23 protein-coding genes are annotated in these 22,410 nt (G+C 67.4%); 12 read left to right on the forward strand and 11 right to left on the reverse strand.

The window, feature by feature from the left end; translation table 11 throughout:
- Positions 1-4: 4 nt before the first annotated feature.
- From ABD209_RS14900 to ABD209_RS14925, 6 genes are all read right to left on the reverse strand, one after another.
- Entirely contained in the window at positions 5-1,276 is a 1,272-nt protein-coding gene (locus ABD209_RS14900; RefSeq protein WP_344067602.1) for a restriction endonuclease subunit S, read from the reverse strand.
- A complete protein-coding gene (locus ABD209_RS14905) occupies positions 1,273-3,279 on the reverse strand; it encodes a type I restriction-modification system subunit M (protein ID WP_344067603.1) in 2,007 nt (668 codons plus the stop codon). The genes ABD209_RS14900 and ABD209_RS14905 overlap by 4 nt, the downstream gene beginning before the upstream one ends.
- A 45-nt stretch (positions 3,280-3,324) precedes the next feature.
- Entirely contained in the window at positions 3,325-3,804 is a 480-nt protein-coding gene (locus tag ABD209_RS14910) for a hypothetical protein (RefSeq protein WP_344067605.1), read from the reverse strand.
- A gap of 227 nt (positions 3,805-4,031) precedes the next feature.
- Positions 4,032-4,553: a type 2 periplasmic-binding domain-containing protein gene (locus ABD209_RS14915; RefSeq protein WP_344067607.1), complete on the reverse strand. Its 522-nt coding sequence runs from the start codon at positions 4,551-4,553 to the stop codon at positions 4,032-4,034.
- Positions 4,554-4,760: 207 nt separating this feature from the next.
- Positions 4,761-5,156, reverse strand: a complete 396-nt coding sequence (locus ABD209_RS14920) for a type II toxin-antitoxin system VapC family toxin (protein WP_344067609.1) — start codon at positions 5,154-5,156, stop codon at positions 4,761-4,763.
- 3 nt (positions 5,157-5,159) lie between these two features.
- Positions 5,160-5,435 (reverse strand): type II toxin-antitoxin system Phd/YefM family antitoxin, encoded by a 276-nt coding sequence (locus tag ABD209_RS14925; RefSeq protein ID WP_344067612.1) that lies wholly within the window; start codon positions 5,433-5,435, stop codon positions 5,160-5,162.
- 626 nt (positions 5,436-6,061) lie between these two features.
- Between ABD209_RS14925 and ABD209_RS14930 the strand changes: the two genes are divergently transcribed.
- The 3 genes from ABD209_RS14930 (at position 6,062) to ABD209_RS19870 (ending at position 8,560) form a co-directional block, all read left to right on the forward strand.
- Positions 6,062-6,883, forward strand: coding sequence for a hypothetical protein (locus ABD209_RS14930; protein ID WP_344067615.1), 822 nt, complete (start codon positions 6,062-6,064; stop codon positions 6,881-6,883).
- Entirely contained in the window at positions 6,876-7,643 is a 768-nt protein-coding gene (locus ABD209_RS14935; protein ID WP_344067617.1) for a helix-turn-helix domain-containing protein, read from the forward strand. The genes ABD209_RS14930 and ABD209_RS14935 overlap by 8 nt, the downstream gene beginning before the upstream one ends.
- Positions 7,644-7,708: 65 nt before the next feature.
- The gene (locus ABD209_RS19870; protein WP_425564693.1) at positions 7,709-8,560 is read left to right on the forward strand and encodes an ATP-binding cassette domain-containing protein; all 852 of its coding nucleotides are present in this window, start codon (positions 7,709-7,711) and stop codon (positions 8,558-8,560) included.
- Here the strand turns inward: ABD209_RS19870 and ychF are convergent.
- Genes ychF through ABD209_RS14950 form a run of 3 tightly spaced genes read right to left on the reverse strand, consistent with a single transcriptional unit; the run spans position 8,451 to position 12,298 of the window.
- Positions 8,451-9,560 carry a redox-regulated ATPase YchF gene (gene ychF, locus ABD209_RS14940; protein WP_344067619.1) on the reverse strand — a complete coding sequence of 370 codons (1,110 nt, stop codon included), beginning with the start codon at positions 9,558-9,560 and terminating at the stop codon, positions 8,451-8,453. The two genes, ABD209_RS19870 and ychF, sit on opposite strands and share 110 nt — an antisense overlap.
- A 12-nt stretch (positions 9,561-9,572) precedes the next feature.
- The gene (locus ABD209_RS14945) at positions 9,573-11,687 is read right to left on the reverse strand and encodes an alpha-galactosidase (protein WP_344067621.1); all 2,115 of its coding nucleotides are present in this window, start codon (positions 11,685-11,687) and stop codon (positions 9,573-9,575) included.
- A gap of 41 nt (positions 11,688-11,728) precedes the next feature.
- Entirely contained in the window at positions 11,729-12,298 is a 570-nt protein-coding gene (locus ABD209_RS14950) for an NUDIX domain-containing protein (protein WP_344067623.1), read from the reverse strand.
- Positions 12,299-12,370: 72 nt separating this feature from the next.
- Here ABD209_RS14950 and ABD209_RS14955 point away from each other — a divergent pair, with 72 nt between their 5' ends.
- Complete coding sequence (locus ABD209_RS14955) at positions 12,371-13,558, forward strand: DNA recombination protein RmuC (protein WP_344067625.1); 1,188 nt, start codon at positions 12,371-12,373, stop codon at positions 13,556-13,558.
- Positions 13,559-13,565: 7 nt separating this feature from the next.
- Here ABD209_RS14955 and ABD209_RS14960 read toward each other — a convergent pair whose 3' ends face one another.
- Positions 13,566-14,597 (reverse strand): 4-hydroxy-3-methylbut-2-enyl diphosphate reductase, encoded by a 1,032-nt coding sequence (locus ABD209_RS14960; RefSeq protein ID WP_324386445.1) that lies wholly within the window; start codon positions 14,595-14,597, stop codon positions 13,566-13,568.
- A gap of 44 nt (positions 14,598-14,641) precedes the next feature.
- On the opposite strand from ABD209_RS14960, the gene xseA reads away from it, so the two are divergent.
- The 5 genes from xseA (at position 14,642) to ABD209_RS14985 (ending at position 18,319) form a co-directional block, all read left to right on the forward strand.
- Complete coding sequence (xseA, locus tag ABD209_RS14965; RefSeq protein ID WP_344067627.1) at positions 14,642-15,883, forward strand: exodeoxyribonuclease VII large subunit; 1,242 nt, start codon at positions 14,642-14,644, stop codon at positions 15,881-15,883.
- 58 nt (positions 15,884-15,941) lie between these two features.
- On the forward strand, positions 15,942-16,169 hold the full coding sequence (locus tag ABD209_RS14970) for an exodeoxyribonuclease VII small subunit (RefSeq protein ID WP_324386447.1): 228 nt from the start codon (positions 15,942-15,944) through the stop codon (positions 16,167-16,169).
- A gap of 60 nt (positions 16,170-16,229) precedes the next feature.
- Positions 16,230-16,403: a hypothetical protein gene (locus ABD209_RS14975; RefSeq protein WP_344067629.1), complete on the forward strand. Its 174-nt coding sequence runs from the start codon at positions 16,230-16,232 to the stop codon at positions 16,401-16,403.
- Positions 16,366-17,049 carry an enoyl-CoA hydratase/isomerase family protein gene (locus ABD209_RS14980; RefSeq protein WP_344067631.1) on the forward strand — a complete coding sequence of 228 codons (684 nt, stop codon included), beginning with the start codon at positions 16,366-16,368 and terminating at the stop codon, positions 17,047-17,049. Before ABD209_RS14975 ends, ABD209_RS14980 begins: the two co-directional genes overlap by 38 nt.
- Before the next feature lie 79 nt (positions 17,050-17,128).
- Entirely contained in the window at positions 17,129-18,319 is a 1,191-nt protein-coding gene (locus ABD209_RS14985; RefSeq protein ID WP_344067633.1) for an NAD(P)/FAD-dependent oxidoreductase, read from the forward strand.
- A gap of 51 nt (positions 18,320-18,370) precedes the next feature.
- On the opposite strand, the gene ABD209_RS14990 is transcribed toward ABD209_RS14985, so the two are convergent.
- Positions 18,371-18,961, reverse strand: coding sequence for a DUF4245 domain-containing protein (locus ABD209_RS14990; protein WP_344067635.1), 591 nt, complete (start codon positions 18,959-18,961; stop codon positions 18,371-18,373).
- 133 nt (positions 18,962-19,094) lie between these two features.
- Between ABD209_RS14990 and ABD209_RS14995 the strand changes: the two genes are divergently transcribed.
- Genes ABD209_RS14995 through ABD209_RS15005 form a run of 3 tightly spaced genes read left to right on the forward strand, consistent with a single transcriptional unit; the run spans position 19,095 to position 22,406 of the window.
- Positions 19,095-20,021 (forward strand): PfkB family carbohydrate kinase, encoded by a 927-nt coding sequence (locus ABD209_RS14995; RefSeq protein WP_344067637.1) that lies wholly within the window; start codon positions 19,095-19,097, stop codon positions 20,019-20,021.
- A gap of 25 nt (positions 20,022-20,046) precedes the next feature.
- Positions 20,047-21,771 carry a fumarate hydratase gene (locus tag ABD209_RS15000; protein ID WP_344067639.1) on the forward strand — a complete coding sequence of 575 codons (1,725 nt, stop codon included), beginning with the start codon at positions 20,047-20,049 and terminating at the stop codon, positions 21,769-21,771.
- Positions 21,768-22,406 carry a carbonic anhydrase gene (locus ABD209_RS15005; protein WP_344067641.1) on the forward strand — a complete coding sequence of 213 codons (639 nt, stop codon included), beginning with the start codon at positions 21,768-21,770 and terminating at the stop codon, positions 22,404-22,406. Before ABD209_RS15000 ends, ABD209_RS15005 begins: the two co-directional genes overlap by 4 nt.
- The last annotated feature ends 4 nt before the right edge of the window (positions 22,407-22,410 follow it).

The following is a 22,410-nucleotide window of genomic DNA, read 5'->3' on the forward strand; positions in this document are numbered from 1 at the left end:
GTGTTCAGCTCGCCTTCCGTGATGCCGTGCCTACATCGATCTGCCCGGTCACCGCCGCGGTGATCAACGCCGAGCGACGTTCCTTGGCAAGGGCGATGTGCTCCTCTGCCTTGGCGATGAGGGCGTCGATCGCTTCGGTTTCTGTCTTGATTTGCCTCGCAGCGCGGACCTGTTCATCCATGGGTGGGATAGCTACCTCGATGTCGGCAAGGTCGGGCCAGTACAACCGCCACTGAGAAGGGCGAATACCTCGAGAGCGAACCCGGTACTGAACCACCATTCGAGGCGATCGCAACAGGTAGTGCGCGAATACAGGGTCCAAGTCGGTGGTGCTTGGTCGGAGCACTTCGTAGTCGGCGCTGACGATGCCCCGGTGAGCAGACACCCCCAGCGAGCCCGACCATGCCTTCATCTTGTTCACGACTAGGTCGCCAGGACGAACCACGAGGTAGCGATCGACGTTTTCGGGGGTCTTGTTGAAGTTGTCGGATCGTGACGACTTCGGGATGACGCCAAGCTCCCGATAAACCGAGAGCACCTCTTCGTCAGGACCATTGGCCTCATTCGATGGGCGGTACAGCCACCTCATACGGCAAGGAGCGCCATCTACTTCGGCCAGCACATGATCAAGCACTGATCGTTTGCGCTCGGCGAGCAGACTCAGCAACAACTCCTGCTTGGCCACCAGCGCGTCGATCTGGGCTGTCTCCTGGTCCAGGTAGTCGGCGATGGCGCGCTGCTCGTCGAGTGGTGGGAGCGGAATGGTGACCTTGCTGAGGTCCGTGCTTCGGATTCCGACGCGAGTCACGCCCGCCGCGAGAACCCCCCATTGTCGAGCGACGGGCTCCGATGCGAGGGCCCAGTACAAGAACTTTGGATGTGTTTGGAGATGGTTGGGCCGAACAATTGCTAGGTGGTATCCGCAAATGAGGTCGTCGGCCTCATACTTGACGAAAGCCGGAACGCCGATGTCATCCGCGGTCTCCGAGTCCTTCGTGATGAGTGTGTCTCCGACTCGGATTCGGAACCTCTTGATCTGCTCCGGTGTGGCCGTAGCAGTCATGAAGTCGAGAGTCCCGTCGATGGCGTCGTTCTTGTAGACGTCGACGTAGTTGCAGAGTCGCACGGTCGGCTGACCTTCCACCGTGTGCTTGTCGACGTTGCTTGTCCAAGCAGCTGCAGCCTCGAACAGACGAGCACCCCTCCACCCCGGTGGCATGTCTCCGAGCCACTTGTGAACCCGTCGGGAGACAGCGCTTATGGTCGCCTGGGTCACGCCTCCACCTCCCGCAGCATCTCCAAGATCTCGGCGACGACGCGGTTCAGGTCTGCGTCGATCTCCTCAAGCGGCCGCGGCGGCTCGTAGGTGTAGAAGTGCCGCGTGAACGGGATCTCGTAGCCGGTCTTGGTCTTGGTCCAGTCGACCCAGGCGTTCTCGACGTGGGGCTTCACCTCGGCATCGAAGTAGGCCTGAACGGTCCCTTGGAGCGCTTCGTGGGTCTTCGGGTGGTCACCCCAGCCGAAGGGGACGTTCTCGGTGTCGCGCAGTGCCGGGTCGGGTTCCGGCTCACCCTTGTTCTTGCCGGACGGGACAACGCACACGTCGGCGGTTTCGTCGTGGACACCGATGGTTTGCCACAGGGCCTTGCGCTGGGCCGCGGTGAGGGTGACGCCACAGCCGCCCAGATGCTTGCCGAGGTCACGGTTGAACGTCTCCCGGTTCAGGTACACCGCGTCACCGAACGACTCGAGGGCTTCACCCAGCCCGTCGACCTTGCCGAGCGTCTTGTGCTCTGTCACGGCGCTGACGGTCTCGCTCGTGCACTGGAAGCGCAGCTGCAGCGGACGCTCGACCGTGACGGTCCAGTACGCGAAGTCTCGGTTGGAGAACACCTTCACCGGGACCTGGATCTCGTCGTCCTCGGCCGACTGGTCGGCGAAGGCACGCACGATCGCCTCGCGCTGCTTCTGGGCGATCTCGACACGCTTGGAACCAATCGACTTGCGCAGCTTCGAGCCCAGTTCGGTGGCATCGATGAGGCGGATCTGGCCCTTGCGATCCTCGGGCTTGGCGTTGGTCAGGATCCACAGGTAGGTGGCGATGCCGGTGTTGTAGAACATGTCGTTCGGCAGCGCGACGATCGCTTCGACGAGGTCGTTCTTGAGCATGTGACCCCGGATCTCCGAGGGGCCGGAGCCTGCGCCGCCGTTGAACAGCGGCGAGCCGTTCAGGACGATGCCAGCGCGACCTCCGCGGCCGGTGTCATCGACGTCGCGCATCTTGGACGCCACGTGAAGCAGGAACAGCATCGCGGCGTCGCCCACCGCCGGCAGGCCCGGCGCGAACCTGCCCTGGCCGCCGCGGGCGTGCTCGCCCTTGACCTCGGCCTCCACAGCCTTCCAGTCGGTGCCGAACGGCGGGTTCGACAGGACGTAGTCGAAGCGCTGGTTCTCGAACCGGTCGACCACGAGGGTGTCGCCCTGTCGGACGTTGGACGGGTCCTGACCCTTGATGAGCAGATCGGCCTTGCAGATGGCGTACGTGCGCGGGTTGATCTCCTGACCGAAGAGCGCCGTGGACGCGTCGGGGTTCAGGTCGTGCAGGTGCTCGTCGGCGACGGTGAGCATGCCGCCGGTGCCGACGGTGGGGTCATAGATGGAACGCACAGCGCCACGCTCGCGTAGGGCCTCGGTGTCGTCGGCGTAGACCAGGTCGACGAGTAGCCGCACCACGTCGCGCGGCGTGTAGAACTGGCCGGCACCGTCATTGGCGGACTCCGCGAAGCGGTAGATGAGGTTCTCGAACAGATCCCCCATGTCGGCGTTCGAGACGTTGTCCGGCGACATGTCGATGCCCTCGAAGTGGCGGACCACCTGGGCAAGTCTGTTGCGCGCATCGAGTGTGCGGATCACGTTCTCGAAGTCGAAGGACTTGAAGACGTCGAGGTTGCCCGAGAACCCGCCGACGTAGTCGATGAGGTTCTCCGCGAGGTTGTCCGGGTCCTGCAGCGCCTTCTCGAGCGTGTAGTCACTCGTCGTCCAGAACGCCAGGCCGGCGCTGTCCTCGGACCGGGTGGCGATCTTCAGGCGTGTCCGGCGCTGCTGCTCGCCGTCGTACTTCGCCACGATCTCGGCCATCGCCTCACGGTGCGGGGCCATGACGCACTCGAGGCGTCGCAGCACCGTGAACGGCAGGATGACTGAGCCGTACTCGGCCTCGGAGTACGGACCGCGCAGGGTGTCGGCGACACTCCACACGAAGTTGGACAGAACGGACACGGCACTCCTGGTCAGGTGAGAGCGGATTCGACTCGTGCACCGACCCTATCCACGTGGGGTGACAATGCTGCGCGGGTCGCGCACTCCATCGGACAACGGGTGCCGAGGGGCTGCTCGCGCCGCGCGGCCACCTCTGCCCTGAGCTCGGCCAACCACAGCGCGACCGACGGAGCCCGCGTCCCCGCGCGGGCGGGCACTACCCTTGTGCCTCAAGGCAGTTCGGGCTTCGATATCGAGGAGACAGTTCACGACGCAGGGCGGCTCGTTGATCCAGATCTCTTCGACCGCAGGATCGTCGAAATACTGCTGGAGCGGACCGAAGCCGGCGACGGCGTCGAGGATCGACTTGGCTGCGGCATCCAGATCGGGCAGTCGTGGCAGCGCACCGGAGATCGAGCGATCGTCATAGTCGGCGACGGCGTCGCGGACGACCCGGCGAATCTCGACGGCATCGACCACGGGGTCGAGGGCCGAACGTCGGATGAGATCACGGACGTCACTTTCGATGACGGCGACAGCATCCATCGGTCCCCCTCAGGTCCAGATCGGCTCGCCCGCACGAGCCTGACTGATTCGGACCATATGGCGGCTTCGCGAAGCGCGCATCCGGAGGACGCGAGTTATCCACAAGCAGGCCAGGACCGGGCGAAAAATTGGGGTGCCTTTGACGAAGTCCTTACTCGCCCTTTACTCGGAGGACCGCGCGACGGGAGCACGCGGCGACGGCGGATCTTCGGAGCCCGCATATCGGCTCACCCGGCAGCGACCGCGAGGGCCTGATCGTGCCCGTGCCGAGCCAGCGCGTCCGCGACCCAGCCGGCAGCAATCAGGTCGCCGAGAACCGCGTCGAGCCATTCCCGGACTGCGGCATCCCGGTCCACCGCGGTGCCGGCGGCTTGGTGGATCTGCATGAAGGACTCGGGCAGAACGCGCATGCCGGGGTGAACCGCGGCATACGCCTCGGTCGGTTGACGTATGCCGGCGGCGACCTCCAGTCCCTCATCGGCGTACGCGACCACGCCGTCGGCGCCGCGCACGAGCGTGGCGTGGGCGATCGTGCGCGCGAGGTGGAGGTCGTAGGCGGATCCCAGCTTCACCCCGATCCGGACACCGGGGCGGTCGACGTGCGCGAGGGTGGTGATCGCGGAGTCGGACGGCACGGCATACGCGCCCTCGATCACGACATATGGCCGCGTGAAGGCGATCGTGTCGGCGCGGCCGGGGTCGATGGCGAGGAAGCACACATCGGCGACGCCGTCGCGGACGGCGTCCACCGACTTGCGTGCGGCGTCCAGAGGAGGAACTCGACCGGCACGTCCAGATGGCGAGCGAACTCGCGGGCGAGGTCCAGGGTGACGCCTCCCGGCGCGTCGAACGAGCCAATAGTCAGAACGGCGTTGCCGAGGTTGATAGAAGCGCGGAGGGTGCCGGTCGGGGCGAGGGCGGCGCGGATGTCGGTCACGCTCCCGCACCGGGCCAGATCACTGCGACGCCACGGGATCGACGGTATCGAGCCCTAGGTGTTCCGCCACCGTTTTCATGGTGACGTCATGAGTCGCAACCGTCACTGAATCCCCGATCAACAGCGCAGTAGCAAGATGCAGGGCGTCAAGCGTCCGCACATGCCGCTCCATCGACTCCGCAACCGTGTGCGTCTCTCGGGTGATGTCAAACAGCCCGACGCGACTGAGTAGCGGCTCCGCGTCCGACGTGGGTCTTTGGTCGCGTCGTAGCACGCGGATCACCTCAGTGCGCAGCAGCCTTGATGAAACGAAATCCGCACCAGGCTCGTCGATCCACTCCTGCAGTCGCTGCCGTTCCGGCACGTCGAGGATGGTGCGAAGAGCCACAGAAGAGTCGAGATAGACAATGCCCATTGCTCAGTGCTCGCCCCTCATCTGATCGAGCAATTCATCGATGTCCTCGGACCGGTAGCGAGGACCGCCGACATCCGTCGGCCAGGGCACCCGGTTCGAGGGTGGCGTATAGCGCCCCTGTCGCTCGGCTCGGGCAAGAGGATCGTCTTGACCGCGGTAGGAGCTCACCCGCCATCGCGGCTCGCCCCGCTCGGTCACGATCACCTCGCCGACCACCGCTGCCTGCGCTAGGACCTCGGTAGTCCGCTGATTGAGATCGCGCTTGGTCACCGTCGCCATGCGTCCATGGTAGTACCTATGTCTGACGGTCGACGGCGGCCGAGAGACCACGAGTCTGCACCTAGCCCTGGCCTGACAGTCCACGGCAAGGACCAAGTTCAAACCGTCGACATCGATGCACGTGAAGTATGGCGTACCTGTTCAGGAAGCCGCCTCCTGAGAGCAGCGAGGCACGAGAGCTGCTCGGCCGTCAAGACCTGGTGACACCGAAGAAGGTGAGGTCACCCACCGTCACGACCTCAGCGAGCCGCAGGTCGCCGGGGTCGAGGTCACGCGCACTCCACCAGAGTTGGTTCAATCTCGCTAAATGTCAGACGTTGAAGCGGAACTCGACCAGGCGTTAATCCGAGACCCCCCTGACTCCCTCAATCTTCAGGCGACCCAGCGGCGACTCCGCGACCTCCCCGATGCTCCACTGGCCCATGTCCAAGTCGGAGGAACAGCACCCATCCCCCGAGTTCAGCAACGCGTCACAGTCGCGAGTAGTCAAGGGGTCAGCGCCGGTCGACCCGCCACAACGGGGGACTTGAGTACGACGCAGGGTCATAGTTGATGCTAGGGGCATGGCGAGGAAATCTGCGTGGCTGCGAGCCGCGCACCGCGCACACACAGGACTCACAGTGGCAGTGGTAGTCACCCTGCTGATCCTGAACCTCACGGACGTGCTCCGCCCCGAGATGGCGCTTCGACTCTTCCTCCTGATCGAGGTCCCGCTGATCCTCGTCTTCGCCGCCATTACCTTCGTGCGGTTCAGGAACCTCGGACGCTCCGCAGGGCCGGGCAACGCCAATTTCCTTGACCGGCTCAAGGCCGAGGAACCGATCCTGAGACCAGCGCTCTCTGAGATCCGCTCGATGTGGAGCCTGTGCCTGGCCATCGCACGCCGAAGGCGCGTTCCGCCCGGGTCGGCACCGTTCGGGTACACCAGGGGCACCTTCGCCATGCCTGCCGTCATGCTCGCGCTCTGTCTCGGCGAGCTCGTGGTCGTGCACTTCATCCTCCCCTGGCAGTGGCTTCGCATCGTGCTGCTGGTGCTCACTGTTTGGGGCGCGCTGTTCATCTTTGGATTCTTCGCTGCACGCAGAGTCCACCCGCACTTCGTCTCTACCGGTGCGCTGCACCTGCGATGGGGGTACAAGAACGTCCTCACCACGCCGATCTCGAACATCCTGTCCGTGGAACTTCACGCCAACCACACCCACGCGCACCCGTTCGCAGAGGGCAGCCAGCTGGTGCTCACCCAATTCCAAAGCAGCAACGTGCGCATTCGACTTGCCGCGCCGGTCCCTGCAGATCCGCCCGTGATCAAGAAGGACGCGATCGCCGGCTTCAAAGCGTCGGAAGTCCTGCTCTATGTCGACGATCCAGATGCGTTCGTGAACGCACTGACTCCCCACGGTGACCATGGGACAGGTAGCGATCCGAAGGCGAGGGCCGCATATGACTGATCTCGTCCTGCGGAGCGCCGAACTCGCGGAACTCGCTGGAACGACTCCTCGCGCCCTTCGCCACTACCACAAGATCGGACTGCTCCCCGAGGTGCCCCGCGACACCAACGGGTACCGGCGCTACGGCGCGCGAGATCTCGTGACTGTGCTGCGGATACGCCAACTGTCTGCGAGCGGGGTACCGCTGCGCGACATCGGAAACCTCTTGGGAGGGGGCGAGGTCGGCCAGGACCAGCTCCTGACCGAGCTCGACAAGCAGCTCGAGGATCAGGCCGAACGGATCCGCATTCAGCGGAAGATGCTGGCGGACCTGCGCCGGACCAGCCCCCGGACCGGGATGCGTCAGCCGAACGGTGGTCCCCCCGCCTCCAGCCAGTCGTTCGATCACGACGTCTGGACACTCGCGACGGCGGCCGGCGCGATTGACGCAGACACCGCCACAGCGATGCTCGACGCTGTCCATGATGGGCCACTCGCAACGGACGCGGCGGCTTGGTTCGGACAGTTCGAGGACCTCAAGGACCAGACCCATGTAGACGAGGCGACAGCCGAACACCTGGTGGGGCAGATGGTGAGCTTCGGCCTTGCCGCTATGGACGCGACGGGCCCGATCCCTGCCGCTGGCGAGCAATCGACCATGGCTGCGGCGATGGAGCAGCTCGAGATCGAGGGGCTGAGCCCGGCGCAGCAGGTCGTCTGGGCCCGGTTCCGAAGCACCCTCCAGAACCGCGTCGGCGACGGAGCCGCGGTCCGCGAGTGACGACAGCGTTGGCCTGCAGGTGCGCACACCCGACGACCTGAGAAGGAGATTCACATTCATGACACATGACCACCCAAGCCGTGGAGCGGCAGCGCCCACGACGACAACGTCCCAGGAGTGCTCAGGATGATCGAGGTCGAGGGGATCACCAAGACGTACGGCCAGGTGCGAGCCGTCGATGGAACAGCTTCACCGCAGCCGACCGTCGTGTCACCGGCTTCCTCGGCCCCAACGGGGCGGGAAAGTCCACGACGATGCGCATGATGGCTGGGCTGGAAAGGCCGGACGTCGGCACGTGCACGGTGGGAGGCAGCAGCCCTAGGGACCTCACCGACCCGATCCGGACCATCGGCGTGCTGCTCGATGGCCAAGGCGGAATCCCGGGGCTGCGCGCCCGGGACTATCTCCGAACGGTCGCGGCACCCGCCAGGATCTCCGGGGCGCGGGTCGACGAAGTTCTCGAGCAGACCGGCCTGGTCTATGCCGCCGGCCGGAGGATCCGCACGTTCTCCCTGGGCATGAAACAGTGTCTGGGCATCGCGACAGCACTGCTTGGTGACCCGGACCATTTCGTCCTCGATGAACCGATCAACGGTCTTGACCCCAAGGGTGTCATTTGGGTCAGGGGCCTGCTTCGGGACCTGGCCTCGGAAGGCATCCACGGCTCACCCTCCAGCTCGCCCGACTCGGAAAGGAGGTGCGATGCCACTCGTGACGGACGGCCCCGATACTGCGCACGCTCGAGATCAGTTGACCAGCCGCCACCGACATTCCAGGAGAGGCCGAGGAGCTTCGTCTCGGCGAGCGTCACTTCTTGCCCCCGGTACCAGACGTTCCTCCGTGCCGGAACTCCACCACGTCGCCGTCCTGCATCACATAATCCTTGCCCTCGAGGCGAGCCTTGCCGGCGGACTTGACCGAGGCCATCGAGCCGAGCTCGTCGAGGTCGGCGAAGGAGACCACCTCGGCCTTGATGAAGCCCTTCTGGAAGTCGGTGTGGATGACGCCCGCGGCTTGGGGCGCGGTCCAGCCTTGCCGAATCGTCCAGGCCCGCGACTCCTTGGGACCGGCCGTCAGGTAGGTCTGCAGGCCGAGCGTGTGGAAGCCCACCCGCGCGAGCTGATCGAGGCCGGACTCCTCGGCGCCGAAGCTTTGGAGCAGCTCCAGCGCCTCCTCGTCGGACATGTCCATCAGGTCCATCTCGAGCTTGGCGTTGAGGAAGACCGCATCGGCCGGCGCGACGAGCGCCCGCAGCTTCTCCCGCAGGTCGCTCTCAGCGAGTTGGTCCTCGTCGAGGTTGAAGACGTAGATGAACGGCTTCGTCGTCAACAGGCCCAGCGACGATGCGGCGGCGAGGTCGACGCCGGCGGCGGCTCCGCCGGCATACAAGGTCGTGCCTTCTTCGAGAACCCGTTGCGCCGCAACGGCATTGTCGTATGCCGGCCGGACATCCTTCTTGATCTTCGACTCCTTTTCCAGCCGCGGGACGGCCTTCTCCAGAGTCTGCAAATCGGCGAGGATCAACTCGGTGTGGATCGTCTCGATGTCGCCGGCGGGGTCGACCTTGCCGTCCACGTGGACGACATCGTCGTCCTCGAAGGCGCGCACGACCTGGCAGATCGCGTCGGCCTCACGGATGTTCGCGAGGAATTTGTTGCCGAGCCCCTCGCCGACCGACGCCCCCTTGACGATGCCGGCGATGTCGACGAAGGACACCGTGGCGGGCAGGATCCGCTCGCTGCCAAAGATCTCTGCCAGGCGCGTCAGCCGCGGGTCGGGCAGCGGGACCACGCCGACATTCGGCTCGATCGTCGCGAACGGATAGTTCGCCGCGAGGACGTTGTTCTTGGTCAGGGCGTTGAAGAGTGTCGATTTGCCGACATTGGGCAGTCCGACGATGCCGATGGTGAGAGCCACGAGGTCAGGAGTCTACTTAGCGGCCAGGTGGATCACCAATGCCTGCTCCGGGTGCAGCGCTGGGAGCGAAAGCCCCAGATCCATTAGGACTGCTCCGCTGATGTCGGCACCGCCGGCGCTCCACCACGCGGGGCCGGCTTTCTGCTGCGTGCCGGGGAACTCGCCGAGCATGACCGGTTCGACGCGGTAGGTCGCCGTCGGGTCGAGACCGTCCAGACGGAGCAAGCCCGGGAACTCGGTGACATTGGTGCCGATCTGGGCATACGAGAAGATCGCCTCCCGCCGGTCGCGCGCGACCACGCCGTGGACGACCACCGGCCGGGTCGCGTCGTCGATCCGCACCACGTCGCCACTGTGCAGAAAACCGCGATGCGCTTTGTACCACTCCACCGCGGTCTTGACCATGGTCATCTGCGCCGGTGTCAAGGTCGCGAGATTCCACTCGATGCCGAGATGGCCGAAGACCGCGCTCGCCACCCGCAGCGGGAAGGGTGAGGTGCGCCCCGTCGTGTGCGCATGCGGTCCACCGATGTGCTGACCGATCAGCTCGGGCGGCACCACGAGTGAGGTCCACAGGTTGATCTGCTGCCGTTCGATGGCGTCGATGGTGTCACTGGCCCAGAGCCGGTCGGTGCGCGCGAGGATGCCGAGATCGACCCGTCCCCCGCCGGAGGCGCAGGTCTCGAACTCGACATCGGGATGACGCTCGCGCAGCGTGTCGAACAGCCGGTAGAGCGCGATCGTCTGCCCGTGCGCGGCCGCTCGGCCCTCGTGGGCCGCGTCGGTCAGCCCGCGGTTGTCGTCCCACTTGACGAAGGCGATCGCGTTGTCGCTGAGCAGCGCGTCCAGGCGGCCCAGGATGTGTGCGAAGCACTCCTCGTTGGCGAGGTCGATGACCTGCTGATGGCGCGCCAGCAAGGGGTCGCGGCCCTCGACGGCCAGCATCCAGGCCGGGTGCTCCCGCAACAGATCGGAGTCGGGATTGGCCATCTCGGGCTCGACCCAGATGCCGAAATCCATTCCCCGAGACCGCACATGGTCGATGAGCGGTCCGAGCCCGTCGGGCCAGACCTCCTGCGAGACAACCCAGTCTCCCAGGCCTTTGGTGTCATTGCGCCGCGAGCCGAACCAGCCGTCGTCCAGGACGAAGCGTTCGACGCCGGCCTCGGCCGCAGCGTCAGCGAGTTCGGTGAGCACATCGAGTCGGTGATCGAAATAGACGGCCTCCCACGTGTTGAGCAGGACCTTGCGGGGCGTGGTCGGGTGGGAGGGGCGAGAGCGCACGAAGCCGTGGAAGGCCGCACTGATTCCGTCCAGGCCGCGCGCACTGTAGGCCGCGAGGAGGTCGGGCGCGTCATACGTCTCGCCGGGCGCCAGGATCATCTCGCCGGGGGCGAACATTTCCCCCGCGCCGAGTTGGGCGAAGCCGCCGGGGCTGCGTTCGGCGAAGGAGACACAGTCGCCGCTCCAGGCGAGGTGGACCGCCCAGACGCGACCCGCGCGGAAGCCGAAGCCCGGGTCACCGACGCATAAGGCGAGGGGCCCGTCGTGGCTGGGGCGCCCCTCATACGACTCGCGGACCCAGCTGCCCATCCCGAGCGGCAGTCGCTGGGGCGTGCGCTCCCGGCACCAGCGGCCGGTCAGGTCGAGAACCTCGACGGCATCCATCGGCAGGGGCACGCTGGATTCGAGGGCGGCCACGGCATACGGTCCGGGGCCGACATTGGTCAGCGCAGCGCCGATCTGAAGCAGCCCGTCCGGATGCATCGTGTAGGTGAGGGATAGATCGAGGCCGGCCGTGGCGTCATGGGCACCTAGGCGCAGGCTCGCGTCATCATGGGAGAGCGCCGTCGTCCGGAAGCAGGGGGCGAAGCGGGTGCCGTCGGGAGCCGACCCGCGAAGGCCGTCCCGAAGGCGCCACCGGTCCACAGCCAAGGGCACAATCCGGCGGGCCAGAGGCTCGTCCATCGAACAGTGTGGGACGGGAGCACGCAGAGTGGCCTCCAGTTCCTCCGCGCTCACCGCGTCGGGCAGCCGGGCTCCCCAGTGCAAGACGACGGGGAGAGCATCGCCGTCGGTCGCCGCAATGAAGGAAGTCGTCTCGCTGCGCAGATGGATCAGGGTCACGTGGCACGTCCTCGGGCCGATTCGGATGAGCGAGGACGAGCCTAGAGGGCCGGTCCGACAACGCCTTGGCGTGGCGCCGAATTCTCCAGATAAGGCGGTGTGTCGCGGGCCACGCAGGCGGCAATCAGCCGGGCGGCGTAGGGGGCCGTGCGCTCGGCGACGACGCTGGGATCGGTCCAGTGGACGGCAACGATCTCGCGGGGCTGAAGGGTCAGCCGATCGACCCAATCGGCGTCCACGCGCCCCAGGTCGAACAGGAAGAGGACGGCGTCGTCCCACCCTCGGTAGGGCGGCAACCAGGTCGTGGTCACCAAACCCGTAACGGGCAGGTCGACGCCGAGTTCCTCGCGGCATTCGCGCTCGACGCAGGTCGCCGGCGACTCGAATTTGTCGACCACGCCGCCGGGCAGATCCCACTCGTTCTTGTAGGTCAACTGGCAGAGCAGCACCTCGTCGCGCTCGTTGCGAAGCAGACCCTGGGCGATCACGCGCTTGGTGGGAAGGCGCTCGTTGAGAATTGCCGTGAAGTCGGTGCGGCCCTGGTCCGTGGACAGGTCGGCCGCCGGCCGCTGGTGGGTCGCGCGGCTCGCGGGATCGCTCGGATCGGGCATGACCGCGAGGCTACCCGGGCGGATCGACGCAGGTGGATGGGGTTGTCGGTACTGCCTGATTGGGTATGGCTCATGGAGATCTGGCTGCTCACCACCGCTCCCGCGGTGCTCGCCGCGGCGTTAGTTGGGCTGCTCGTGCACCTGCGCGGCGCGGCTCGGTTCGCGGCAGCCACGACGGAGCGTGACCTGCTGCGCGACCGGGTCCGTGACCTCGAAGCGGCACTGGCCGAGGACGCCGAGACCGCGGCCGCCCTGCGCCCGGTCCACGAGAGCATCGCGCGCGTGGAGCGACAGGTAGCCGTCCTCGAACGCGACCGGGTCGACCAGTTCAGCGCCGTGCGTTCGGCCCTGCTGCGCGTCGAGGACGAGACCTCGGCCCTTGGCCGACATACCGCGTCGCTCGCCGGTTCGCTCAACGCCTCCTCGGTGCGCGGCGCCTGGGGTGAGGTCCAGCTGCGGCGCGTCCTGGAGCATGCCGGGATGTTGGCCCGCTGCGATTTCGAGGAGCAGGTCGCCGCGACCAGTCAGCACGGGCGAGCGGTGCGCCCGGATGTGGTCGTGCGCCTGCCCGGCGGGCGGGTTCTGGTTGTGGACGCGAAGGCGCCCATGACGGCGTTCTTGCAGGCGCAGGGCGAGGACGTGGAGGCGTCCGAGCGGTCGGCCCTCCTTGCCGACCACGCCCGGGCGTTGACCGGTCATGTGGACACGCTCGCGGCCAAGGACTACTGGTCGGCGTTCACGACCTCGCCGGAGGCCGTGCTCTGCTTCGTCCCCTCCGACGCTATGCTCTCGTCGGCGCTCGCTGCCGATCCGGGCCTGCACGAGCGGGCGATGGCCAAGCGCGTGGTCGTGGTCGGCCCAGGCGCCTTGCTGGCGGTGCTTCGCTCGGTGGCCTTCACGTGGCAGCAGGACGCCCTGGCCACCAACGCCGAGGAGCTGCTGGTCGTCGGGCGCGAGCTGTATGCCCGCCTGGCCACCCTGGGCGGGCACGCGGCGAAGCTCGGACGGAGCCTGACCGGGAGCGTCGAGGCCTACAACGCCCTGATCGGCGGTCTGGAAGCCCGGGTGCTGGTCAGCGCACGACGATTGCACGACCTGGGCATCGGTGGCTCAGAGCTGCCCCAGATGGGCCCGGTGACGGCGGCGGCGCGGCCGTTGACGGCCTATGAACTCATCGACGCGGTGACCGCGACGGACCGGCGGCCGGAACTGCTCGTCGATCCACCGGCCGAGACGGAGGGCGAAATGGCGGCAAGTTGAACCTCGGTCAGTGCAATGAGCCGGCGAACGAGCCGTCGTGCCGCATCTTGTCCGACATTCCACGTGCCTTGAGGTCGCGCCGGATCTCGTTGGGCAAGGAGAAAGTCAACGACTCCTCGGCGGCGATCACCGGGGTGACCTCGTCATAGCCGCGCCCGGCGAGGAAGTCCAGGACCCCCCGGACGAGAACTTCGGGCACCGACGCACCCGAGGTGACGCCCACGACCTCGACATCGTCGAGCCAGGTCGGGTCGATCTCGTCCGCATAGTCGACGAGATGTCCCGCACGAGCACCGTGCTCGAGGGCGACCTCGACGAGGCGAACCGAGTTGGAGGAGTTGCGGGAGCCGACGACGATCATCAGATCGCAGTCCTTGGCCATCTGCTTCACCGCGAGCTGGCGGTTCTGGGTGGCGTAGCAAATGTCGTCGCTGGGCGGGTCCTGCATCGCCGGGAAGCGCTCGCGCAGGCGGCGAACCGTCTCCATCGTCTCGTCGACCGAGAGCGTGGTCTGCGAGAGCCAGACGACCTTCTCGGGGTCGCGGACGGTGATGTGGTCGACGTCGTCGGGGCCTTCGACGAGGGTGATGTGCTCGGGCGCCTCGCCCGAGGTGCCGACGACCTCCTCGTGCCCCTCGTGGCCAATGAGCAGGATGTCGTAGTCGTGCGTGGCGAAGCGCACGGCCTCGCGGTGCACCTTGGTCACCAAGGGGCAGGTGGCGTCGATGGTCTTCAGCCCGAGCGAGCGGGCTTCCTCGTGCACCACGGGAGCGACGCCGTGGGCGGAGAAGACGACGGTCGCGCCCTCGGGCACCTGCTGGGTCTCGTCGACAAAGATCGCGCCGCGCTTCTCCAGGGTGGTCACGACGTGCTTGTTGTGGACGATCTCCTTGCGGACATAGACGGGCGGCCCGTAGAGCTCCAGCGCCTTCTCGACGGTCACCACTGCCCTGTCGACACCGGCGCAATAGCCGCGTGGCGCGGCCAGGAGAACACGCTTGCGCGGGCTCGCGGGAGGGGTCATCTGGGCAGAACTCATGCCTCCATCGTAAGTTGCCCTCCGCACGCCTTAGGCTCGCGCGAGTGACCAGCTCGCCCGCCAGCCTGCCCGAACGGGCGGCCGACACCACGCCCGAGCACCCCTGGCCGGTGCGCGTGCTGAGCATGAAGATCGGCGAGTACATCGAGAAGATGTCGGTCGTCTGGATCGAAGGCCAGATCGTCCAACTCAACCGGCGACCAGGTGGCCGGACGGCCTTTTTGACCTTGCGTGACCCCGACGTCGATATGTCTTTCTCGGTCGCCATCGCCGCCACGGCGCTCGATGCCATGGCGCGCCCGGTCGGTCAGGGCGAACGGGTGGTCATCCAGTGCAAGCCGGCCTTCTGGGAGCAGCGCGGCCAGCTGACCCTCGATGCCCGTCAGATCCGGCCGGTCGGCATCGGCGAACTGCTGGCGCGGATCGACTACCTCAAGCGAATGCTCGCCTCGGAGGGCATCTTCGCGGCCGAGCGCAAACGCCGCCTGCCCTTCCTGCCGCAGACCATCGGTCTGATCAGCGGACGCGCGAGCGCGGCCGAACGCGATGTCGTGGAGAACGTCGCCCGCCGCTGGCCGGGTATGGCTTTCGAGATCCGGTCGGTCGCTGTCCAGGGCGTCAATGCCGTCGAGGAGGTATGCCGTGCGCTCGCCGACCTCGATGCCCTCCCCCATGTCGACGTCATCGTCATCGCCCGCGGCGGCGGGTCGGTCGAGGACCTCCTGGCCTTCAGCAATGAGAGCCTGATCCGGGCCGTCGCCGCTGCCCGCACCCCGGTCGTCAGCGCCATCGGTCACGACATCGACACCCCCCTCCTGGACTATGTGGCGGATGTCCGAGCGTCCACACCCACCCACGCGGCGAGCCTCGTCGTTCCCGACGCCCGCGCTGTGCGCACCGAACTCGACACCGCCCGCGATCGCCTCCGCCGCGCGGTCGCCGACCACCTCCTCCGAGAGCGCCGCCGGCTGGTCGAGCTGACCAGCCGGCCGGTGCTGACCGACCGAACGGCATACGTCAGGACGCAGCGGGCGGAGATCGCGGCCTACCGCAGGCGGGCCCATCTTCGGGCCGAGGCACTCATCGGGCGAGACCGCGACCGCGTCGAGCACCTGCGCCGGCAGGCGCGGCTACTCTCGCCGCAAGCCACCCTCGATCGCGGCTACGCCCTGGTCACCGAGCCCGACGGCACGATCGTTACCGACCAGGAGCAGGTCGGGGTCGGCGACCTGCTGCGCGTGCGCGTGGCCCGCGGCGACTTCGCCGTCCGGGCGAGCGACGCCTGACGCCGACCCCTTCCTAGCCACCGGTCGGTGTCGGACCCACGCCGTAGGCTTGCCGCCCATGAGCACCGCGACCGACTCCGACATCGCCGACCTGTCCTATGAGCAGGCCCGCGACGAACTCGTGGGTCTCGTGGCCAAACTCGAGGGCGGCCAGGTCGGCCTCGAGGACGCCATGACCCTGTGGCGGCGGGGCGAGGCGCTCGCCGCGCACTGCACGGCCTGGCTCGAGCGCGCCGAGGCCAGCCTGCGTGCCCAGACCGACGCGGAGGGCGCGGGCACGGACTAGTCGCACCGGATCGGCGACCACGACAGCGACGAACGCCCCTCGCCCAACGAAGGAGTCTCGATGGCCGACGCCCTGGTCACCTATGCCGTCACCGACGTGCACATCGCCCGAATCACCCTCGATGCCCCGGCACGGCGCAATGCGCTCTCGGACGCCATGCTCGACCAACTCATCGGCGCGTGCGAGCGCGCCCGCGATGACGACGAGGTGCGCGTGCGAGCGCGCCCGCGATGACGACGAGGTGCGCGTGGTCGTCATCGGCACGAGCCACGAGCGGATCTTCTCGGCCGGCGGCGATCTGCGCGCTCTGGCCTCGGACTCCTCGGCCGTCGAGAAGTTTGCCGATCCTGACAGATTCCCGCGCCTGGTCAGCCTCATCGGCAAACTCCACAAGCCGGTGATCTGCGCGGCCGGCGGGGACGTCCTTGCCGGCGCCTTCGGACTGGCCCTCGCCTGCGATTTCATCATCGCCAAGGACGGCGTCAGCTTCGGCTGCCCCGAGATCAACGTCGGCCTCTTTCCCTTCATGATTTCCGCACTCATCTATCGCAATCTGCCTCGGATGAAGGCGAACGAGTTGATGCTTCTGGGCAAGCCGGTCACGGCCGCCGAGGCCCTGACCTGGGGATTCGTCAACCGAGTCGTGCCGGCCGCGCAGTTCGATGGCGCCGTCACCGAGTGGGCTCGCGAACTCGCCGGCACGTCGCCGCTGCTGATGCGCATGGGCAAGGACGCGCTGGACGCCACCGGGGACCTGGCCCTCCCCGAGGCCCTCGACGCCCTCCGGGCGCAACTGGCCCTGGCCTTCACCACCGCCGACATCCGCGAGGGAGTCACCGCCTTCCTCGAACGTCGCGAGCCGCGCTGCACCGGCCGCTGACCGCCTCCCGCGCTCACCGCATCCGCACTCACCGCCCGCCGACCGCACCCGGGCCGCGGCCCTGCGGGAGGATCGCCGTATGACCGGACCCCCCTCCCACGTCGTCGTGGTCGGTGCGTCGCTGGCCGGGTTGCACGCGGTCCGGGGACTTCGCCGACGCGGATTCAGCGGCCGGATAGTCCTGGTTGGGGCGGAGCACTACCGACCGTATGACCGCCCACCCCTGTCCAAGGAGTTCCTCTGGGGCCGCGCGGAACCCACGCCCTACCTGATCGACGAGCAGGACTGGGATGCCCTGGACGTCGACGCCCGGCTGGGCGTCACCGCTACCTCGGTGGACAGGCACTCCCGAAGGGTCGCGCTCGGCGATGAGGACCTGTCCTACGACGCATTGGTGATCGCCACCGGGCTGAAGGCACGGCAGCTTCCCGGCCGAACCCTGCCTGGGGTGCACACCCTGCGCGGGGTCGGCGACGCCCGAAACATCCGCGAGGCACTCGACCGGGCAACGCGCCTGGTGGTCGTCGGCGCTGGTTTCATCGGGGCGGAGGTCGCGTCCGCCGCCCGGCGGCTTGGCGTCCATACGACCATCCTCGAAGCGGCCGCGACGCCTCTACGGGACGCCGTCGGGCCGACGGCAGGCGCAGCCCTCGCTCGATTGCATGCCCGCCACGGCGTCGAACTGCATTGCGACACGGCGGTTTCCGAGATTCTGGGCGGCGATCGAGTCGCCGGCCTTCGGTTGGCCGACGGATCGCAACTGGCCGCCGACCTCGTGGTGGTGGGCATCGGCGCCATCCCGGAGACGGATTGGCTGGCCGGCTCGGGCCTGGACCTGAATGACGGCGTGCTGTGCGATGCCACGCTCAAGGCCGCCGACGGCGTGTGGGCGGCGGGCGATATCGCGCGGTGGCCCAATCCGACCTTCGGCACCACGATGCGCCTCGAACACTGGACCAATGCGATGCAGCAGGGCGACCACGTCGCAGCCAACCTGCTGGATCCGGAGCATGCCACGGAGTTCGCCGAGGTGCCCTACTTTTGGTCGGAGTGGTATGGCCAGTTCATCCAGTGCGTGGGGATGCCGATGGGCGAACCGGCCCTGGTTGTCGGCGACTGGGACGCCGAGGAGTTCGTGGCGCTCTATCGGGACGGCGAGCGCTTGGTCGGCGCCCTGACCGTCAACCGGCGCCGCGACATCATGCGTTATCGGCGGCTGATCGGCGCGCGCACAGCGTGGGACGCCGCCCTGGCCGCCGCTCCCCGGTAACCGTCCGGCCGCTCCCCCGCCGCCCGCAGAACCCGGTTTGGAGGCGCCCGGTCAGGAGCGGAAAGGCTGCAGGTGCTCGGCGAAGACCTTCAGCTCCTCCAGCGTCCCGTCGCCGGTGACGATGGTGGTCAGCTGCCCCGGCCCGGGCGCGACGAGGCTGTTCTGCGTCTTGATGTCCCGCACGTAAAGCTGCCAGGTGCGCCCGGCAGCCACCTCGGCACCCTTGACCGGCGCCCGGTTGGTTTGCTGAGTGATCCACTTCTTGGTGGCATCCGCGGTCTGCTCCACCGCGATGTAGTGCCCGTCCGGCGAGGTGTAGCCGACATGCCAGGTCGGCAGATTGTCGGTGGACGGCACAAAACGCACCGCACTCGGGCGCCAGCCGTCGGGCAGGTCGGCGGGCACCTCGATGGGCCAGCCCGTCTCGCGGGCGACACTCGTCGCCAGGCCCGAGACGTCGACCGGTGGCCCCGACAGCGTATTGGTGCGCGCCACCGCGAAGAAGATCACGGCCATGAAGGCCACGATGAGCGCGAGCGATCGCACCATGTTCGCCGCGGACCCCCGCGCGTAGTGGCTGGCCGACGCGCTCGCCGGCCCCGTCGGGGCCGAGGCGGTCGGCGCGGCGGTGGGCTCACTCATACGGGCTATCGTCGCTCATCGGCTGCGGCGTGCCCAAACCGCCTCACCCCCGCCGGCCCGCCGGGACGACGCCGCGCGGAATCAGTAGAGTTCAGATGTCGGTTCGGGCCACGCGTCATTCGAAGGGTCAGCAATGGGGCAGCAGGACGCACGTGAGTTCCTTGTCATCGGCGAAGCGCTGATCGACATCGCCCAGCGGTATGCCGAGAATCCCGTCGAGCACGTGGGTGGCTCGCCGGCGAATGTCGCGGTCGGCCTGGCTCGCCTGGACAACACGGTGCAGTTCGCGACTTGCCTCGGCGACGACGCCCGCGGCGAACGCATCCGTTCGCATCTTTCGCGCCGCAATGTCACCGTCATCTCGAAGTCGACCGAGCACGCGACCTCGACGGCGCAGGCGAATATTGACGACGGCGGGGCGGCCACCTACCTCTTCGACATCACCTGGGACCCGGGCGTTATTGAGCTCGGCGAGGAGATCGGGCACATCCATACCGGCTCCATCGGCGCGGTGCTCCTGCCGGGCACCGATGACGTGGTCCGCGCCCTGCAGCAGGGCCGCGAGCAGGCCACCGTGTCCTACGACCCCAATGTGCGCCCGACCATCATGGGCGACCTGGACAAGGTCCGCGCCCAGATCGAATCCATCATCGGCTACTCCGATGTCGTCAAGGCCAGCAGCGACGACCTCGAACTGCTCTACCCGGGAATGAGCATCGAAGCGATCCTCACTCGGTGGGGCACCCTCGGCCCAACCCTGACCGTCGCGACCCGTGCGGCGGACGGCGTCAGCTTCCGATTGACGAACTCCGGTGACTTTGTGACCCTGGCCGCACCCCCGACCCGCGTCGTGGATACCGTTGGGGCAGGAGATTCGTTCATGGCGGGGCTACTGTCCGGCTTGTCCTCCAGCGGCCTGATCGGTGGCGTGGACGCCCGCGACCGGCTCCACCGGGCGAGCGTCGCGGACATCACGCCCGCGATCCAGCGGGGCAGCCGCTGCGGGGCCATTACCGTCTCGCACGCGGGCGCCTACGCTCCGAGCTTGGACGAGTTGTGATGACAGCGGGAAGGACCGTGCGGCGATGGCCGATTTTGCGTTCGAACACCTGCTCCCCGGGGCGGGGAGCAATGGCACGGAGCAGACGCCCTGGCGGCTGCTGACCACCGAGGGCGTCGAGGTCGTCGCCGGCCCGGGCGGTCGCCAGTTCCTGCAGGTCGCGCCCGATGCGCTGCGCACGCTGACCGAGACCGCGATGCACGACATCGCGCACTACTTGCGTCCCGCTCACCTGCAGCAACTCGCCACCATCCTCGCCGACGACGAGGCGAGCAATAACGACAAATTCGTCGCCCTCGACCTGCTCAAGAACGCCAATATCGCCGCGGGCGGCGTGCTCCCGATGTGCCAGGACACCGGCACCGCGATCGTCGTCGGCAAGCGCGGTCAGCACGTCCTAACCGACGGCGACGACGAGATGGCGATCTCCGAGGGTGTGTATGACGCCTACACCCGCCTCAACCTGCGCTACAGCCAGATGGCCCCGGTGACGATGTGGGAGGAGAAGAACACGGGGTCCAACCTCCCCGCGCAGATCGAGATGTATTCCGACACCGCCGTCGGCCACGAGACGACCTACAAGTTCCTGTTCATGGCCAAGGGCGGCGGCAGCGCCAACAAGTCCTATCTGTTCCAGGAGACCAAAGCCATCCTCAACCCGGACGGGATGCTGCGCTTCCTCGATGAGAAGCTCCGCGGCCTGGGCACGGCCGCCTGCCCGCCCTATCACCTGGCCATCGTCATCGGCGGCACGAGCGCCGAATACGCCCTGAAGACCGCGAAGTATGCCAGCGCCAAATACCTCGATGCGATGCCCACCTCGGGCGACGCCGCCACCGGCCACGGCTTCCGCGACCTCGGCCTCGAGGCCCAGGTCCTGGAGTTGACCCGCCAGTTCGGGATCGGCGCGCAGTTCGGTGGGAAGTACTTCTGCCACGACGTACGCGTCATCCGCCTGCCGCGCCACGGTGCGTCGCTGCCCGTGGCGATCGCCGTCTCATGCTCGGCCGACCGGCAGGTGCTGGGCAAGATCACCGCCGAGGGCGTCTTCATCGAGCAGCTGGAGACCGATCCGGCGCGGTTCCTGCCCGATGCGACCCATGAGTCCCTCGGCGCCCACGCCGGCGAGGCGGTCGGCGCGGGCTCGACCGGCCAGGGCGCCGTCGTCGCCATCGACCTCAACCGACCGATGCCCGAAATCCTCGCCGAGTTGAGCAAGCACCCGGTCAAGACCCGCCTGTCGCTGACCGGCCCGCTGGTCGTGGCCCGCGACATCGCGCACGCCAAGATCCGCGAACGGCTCGACGCCGGCGAGGAAATGCCGGCCTACCTGCGCGACCACCCGGTCTACTACGCCGGCCCGGCGAAGACACCGGCCGGTATGCCGTCAGGCTCCTTCGGTCCGACCACCGCCGGCCGGATGGACTCCTATGTCGATCAGTTCCAGGCGGCCGGGGGCTCGATGGTCATGCTGGCCAAGGGCAATCGCAGCCAGCAGGTCACCGATGCCTGCCAGGCGCACGGCGGCTTCTATCTCGGCTCCATCGGTGGGCCGGCCGCGCGGCTCGCCCAGGACTGCATCAAGTCGGTCGAGGTCATCGAATACCCGGAGTTGGGCATGGAGGCGATCTGGAAGATCGAGGTTGAGGACTTCCCCGCCTTCATCGTCGTCGACGACAAGGGCAACGACTTCTTCGCCTCGGTGACCAAACCCGTCGCGTTCACGATCGGGAAACGGCAAGGACTATGACAACGAGCCCCGACCGGGTCCTGACCCCGGCCACGGCCTGGAAGCGCCTGCTGGACGGGAACGCGCGGTTCGTGGCGGAGCAAAGCGAACACCCTAACCAGGACATCGGGTTGCGCCACCAGCTGGCGGGCTATCAAAACCCGTTCGCCATCTTCTTCGGCTGCGGCGACTCCCGGGTGGCGGCGGAGATCATTTTCGACCAGGGCCTGGGCGACCTCTTCGTCGTCCGCACGGCCGGGCATGTCATCGACCCCAGTGTGCTCGGGTCGCTCGAGTTCGGTGTCGCGGTGCTCGATTGCCCGCTGATCGTGGTCCTGGGGCACGACTCCTGCGGCGCCGTCAAGGCCGCGATGGAGGCCGTCGCCACGGGGGTTATGCCGCCCGGTTATCTGCGCGACATCGTCGAACGGGTGACCCCGAGTGTCCTGGTCGCGACGCGGGCAGGGCGGACCTCGGTCGAGCAGATCGAGGGCGAGCACGTCGCCCAGACCTGCCACTTGATCGCCGATCGCTCGGCCATCATCGCCGAGCGCATCAGCGACGGCCGGCTCGCGATCGTCGGCGCCGAGTATCACCTCGCCCATGGCGCGGCCCAGGTTGTGACCGTCGTCGGCGACGTCTCAATCGCCGAATGAGCTT

Source organism: Nostocoides vanveenii, from assembly GCF_039531165.1.
Taxonomy (GTDB): Bacteria; Actinomycetota; Actinomycetes; order Actinomycetales; family Dermatophilaceae; genus Nostocoides_A; species Nostocoides_A vanveenii.

What these genes read in the sequence shown, in the direction of transcription:
- ABD209_RS14910 (WP_344067605.1), bottom strand. Translation starts at nt 3,804, where the DNA reads ATGGATGCTGTCGCCGTCATCGAAAGTGACGTCCGTGATCTCATCCGA.
- ABD209_RS14920 (WP_344067609.1), bottom strand. Translation starts at nt 5,156, where the DNA reads ATGGGCATTGTCTATCTCGACTCTTCTGTGGCTCTTCGCACCATCCTC.
- ABD209_RS14925 (WP_344067612.1), bottom strand. Translation starts at nt 5,435, where the DNA reads ATGGCGACGGTGACCAAGCGCGATCTCAATCAGCGGACTACCGAGGTC.
- ABD209_RS14935 (WP_344067617.1), top strand. Translation starts at nt 6,876, where the DNA reads ATGACTGATCTCGTCCTGCGGAGCGCCGAACTCGCGGAACTCGCTGGA.
- ABD209_RS19870 (WP_425564693.1), top strand. Translation starts at nt 7,709, where the DNA reads ATGACCACCCAAGCCGTGGAGCGGCAGCGCCCACGACGACAACGTCCC.
- ABD209_RS14950 (WP_344067623.1), bottom strand. Translation starts at nt 12,298, where the DNA reads ATGCCCGATCCGAGCGATCCCGCGAGCCGCGCGACCCACCAGCGGCCG.
- ABD209_RS14955 (WP_344067625.1), top strand. Translation starts at nt 12,371, where the DNA reads ATGGAGATCTGGCTGCTCACCACCGCTCCCGCGGTGCTCGCCGCGGCG.
- ABD209_RS14960 (WP_324386445.1), bottom strand. Translation starts at nt 14,597, where the DNA reads ATGAGTTCTGCCCAGATGACCCCTCCCGCGAGCCCGCGCAAGCGTGTT.
- ABD209_RS14970 (WP_324386447.1), top strand. Translation starts at nt 15,942, where the DNA reads ATGAGCACCGCGACCGACTCCGACATCGCCGACCTGTCCTATGAGCAG.
- ABD209_RS14975 (WP_344067629.1), top strand. Translation starts at nt 16,230, where the DNA reads ATGGCCGACGCCCTGGTCACCTATGCCGTCACCGACGTGCACATCGCC.
- ABD209_RS14980 (WP_344067631.1), top strand. Translation starts at nt 16,366, where the DNA reads ATGACGACGAGGTGCGCGTGCGAGCGCGCCCGCGATGACGACGAGGTG.
- ABD209_RS14985 (WP_344067633.1), top strand. Translation starts at nt 17,129, where the DNA reads ATGACCGGACCCCCCTCCCACGTCGTCGTGGTCGGTGCGTCGCTGGCC.
- ABD209_RS14990 (WP_344067635.1), bottom strand. Translation starts at nt 18,961, where the DNA reads ATGAGTGAGCCCACCGCCGCGCCGACCGCCTCGGCCCCGACGGGGCCG.
- ABD209_RS14995 (WP_344067637.1), top strand. Translation starts at nt 19,095, where the DNA reads ATGGGGCAGCAGGACGCACGTGAGTTCCTTGTCATCGGCGAAGCGCTG.
- ABD209_RS15000 (WP_344067639.1), top strand. Translation starts at nt 20,047, where the DNA reads ATGGCCGATTTTGCGTTCGAACACCTGCTCCCCGGGGCGGGGAGCAAT.
- ABD209_RS15005 (WP_344067641.1), top strand. Translation starts at nt 21,768, where the DNA reads ATGACAACGAGCCCCGACCGGGTCCTGACCCCGGCCACGGCCTGGAAG.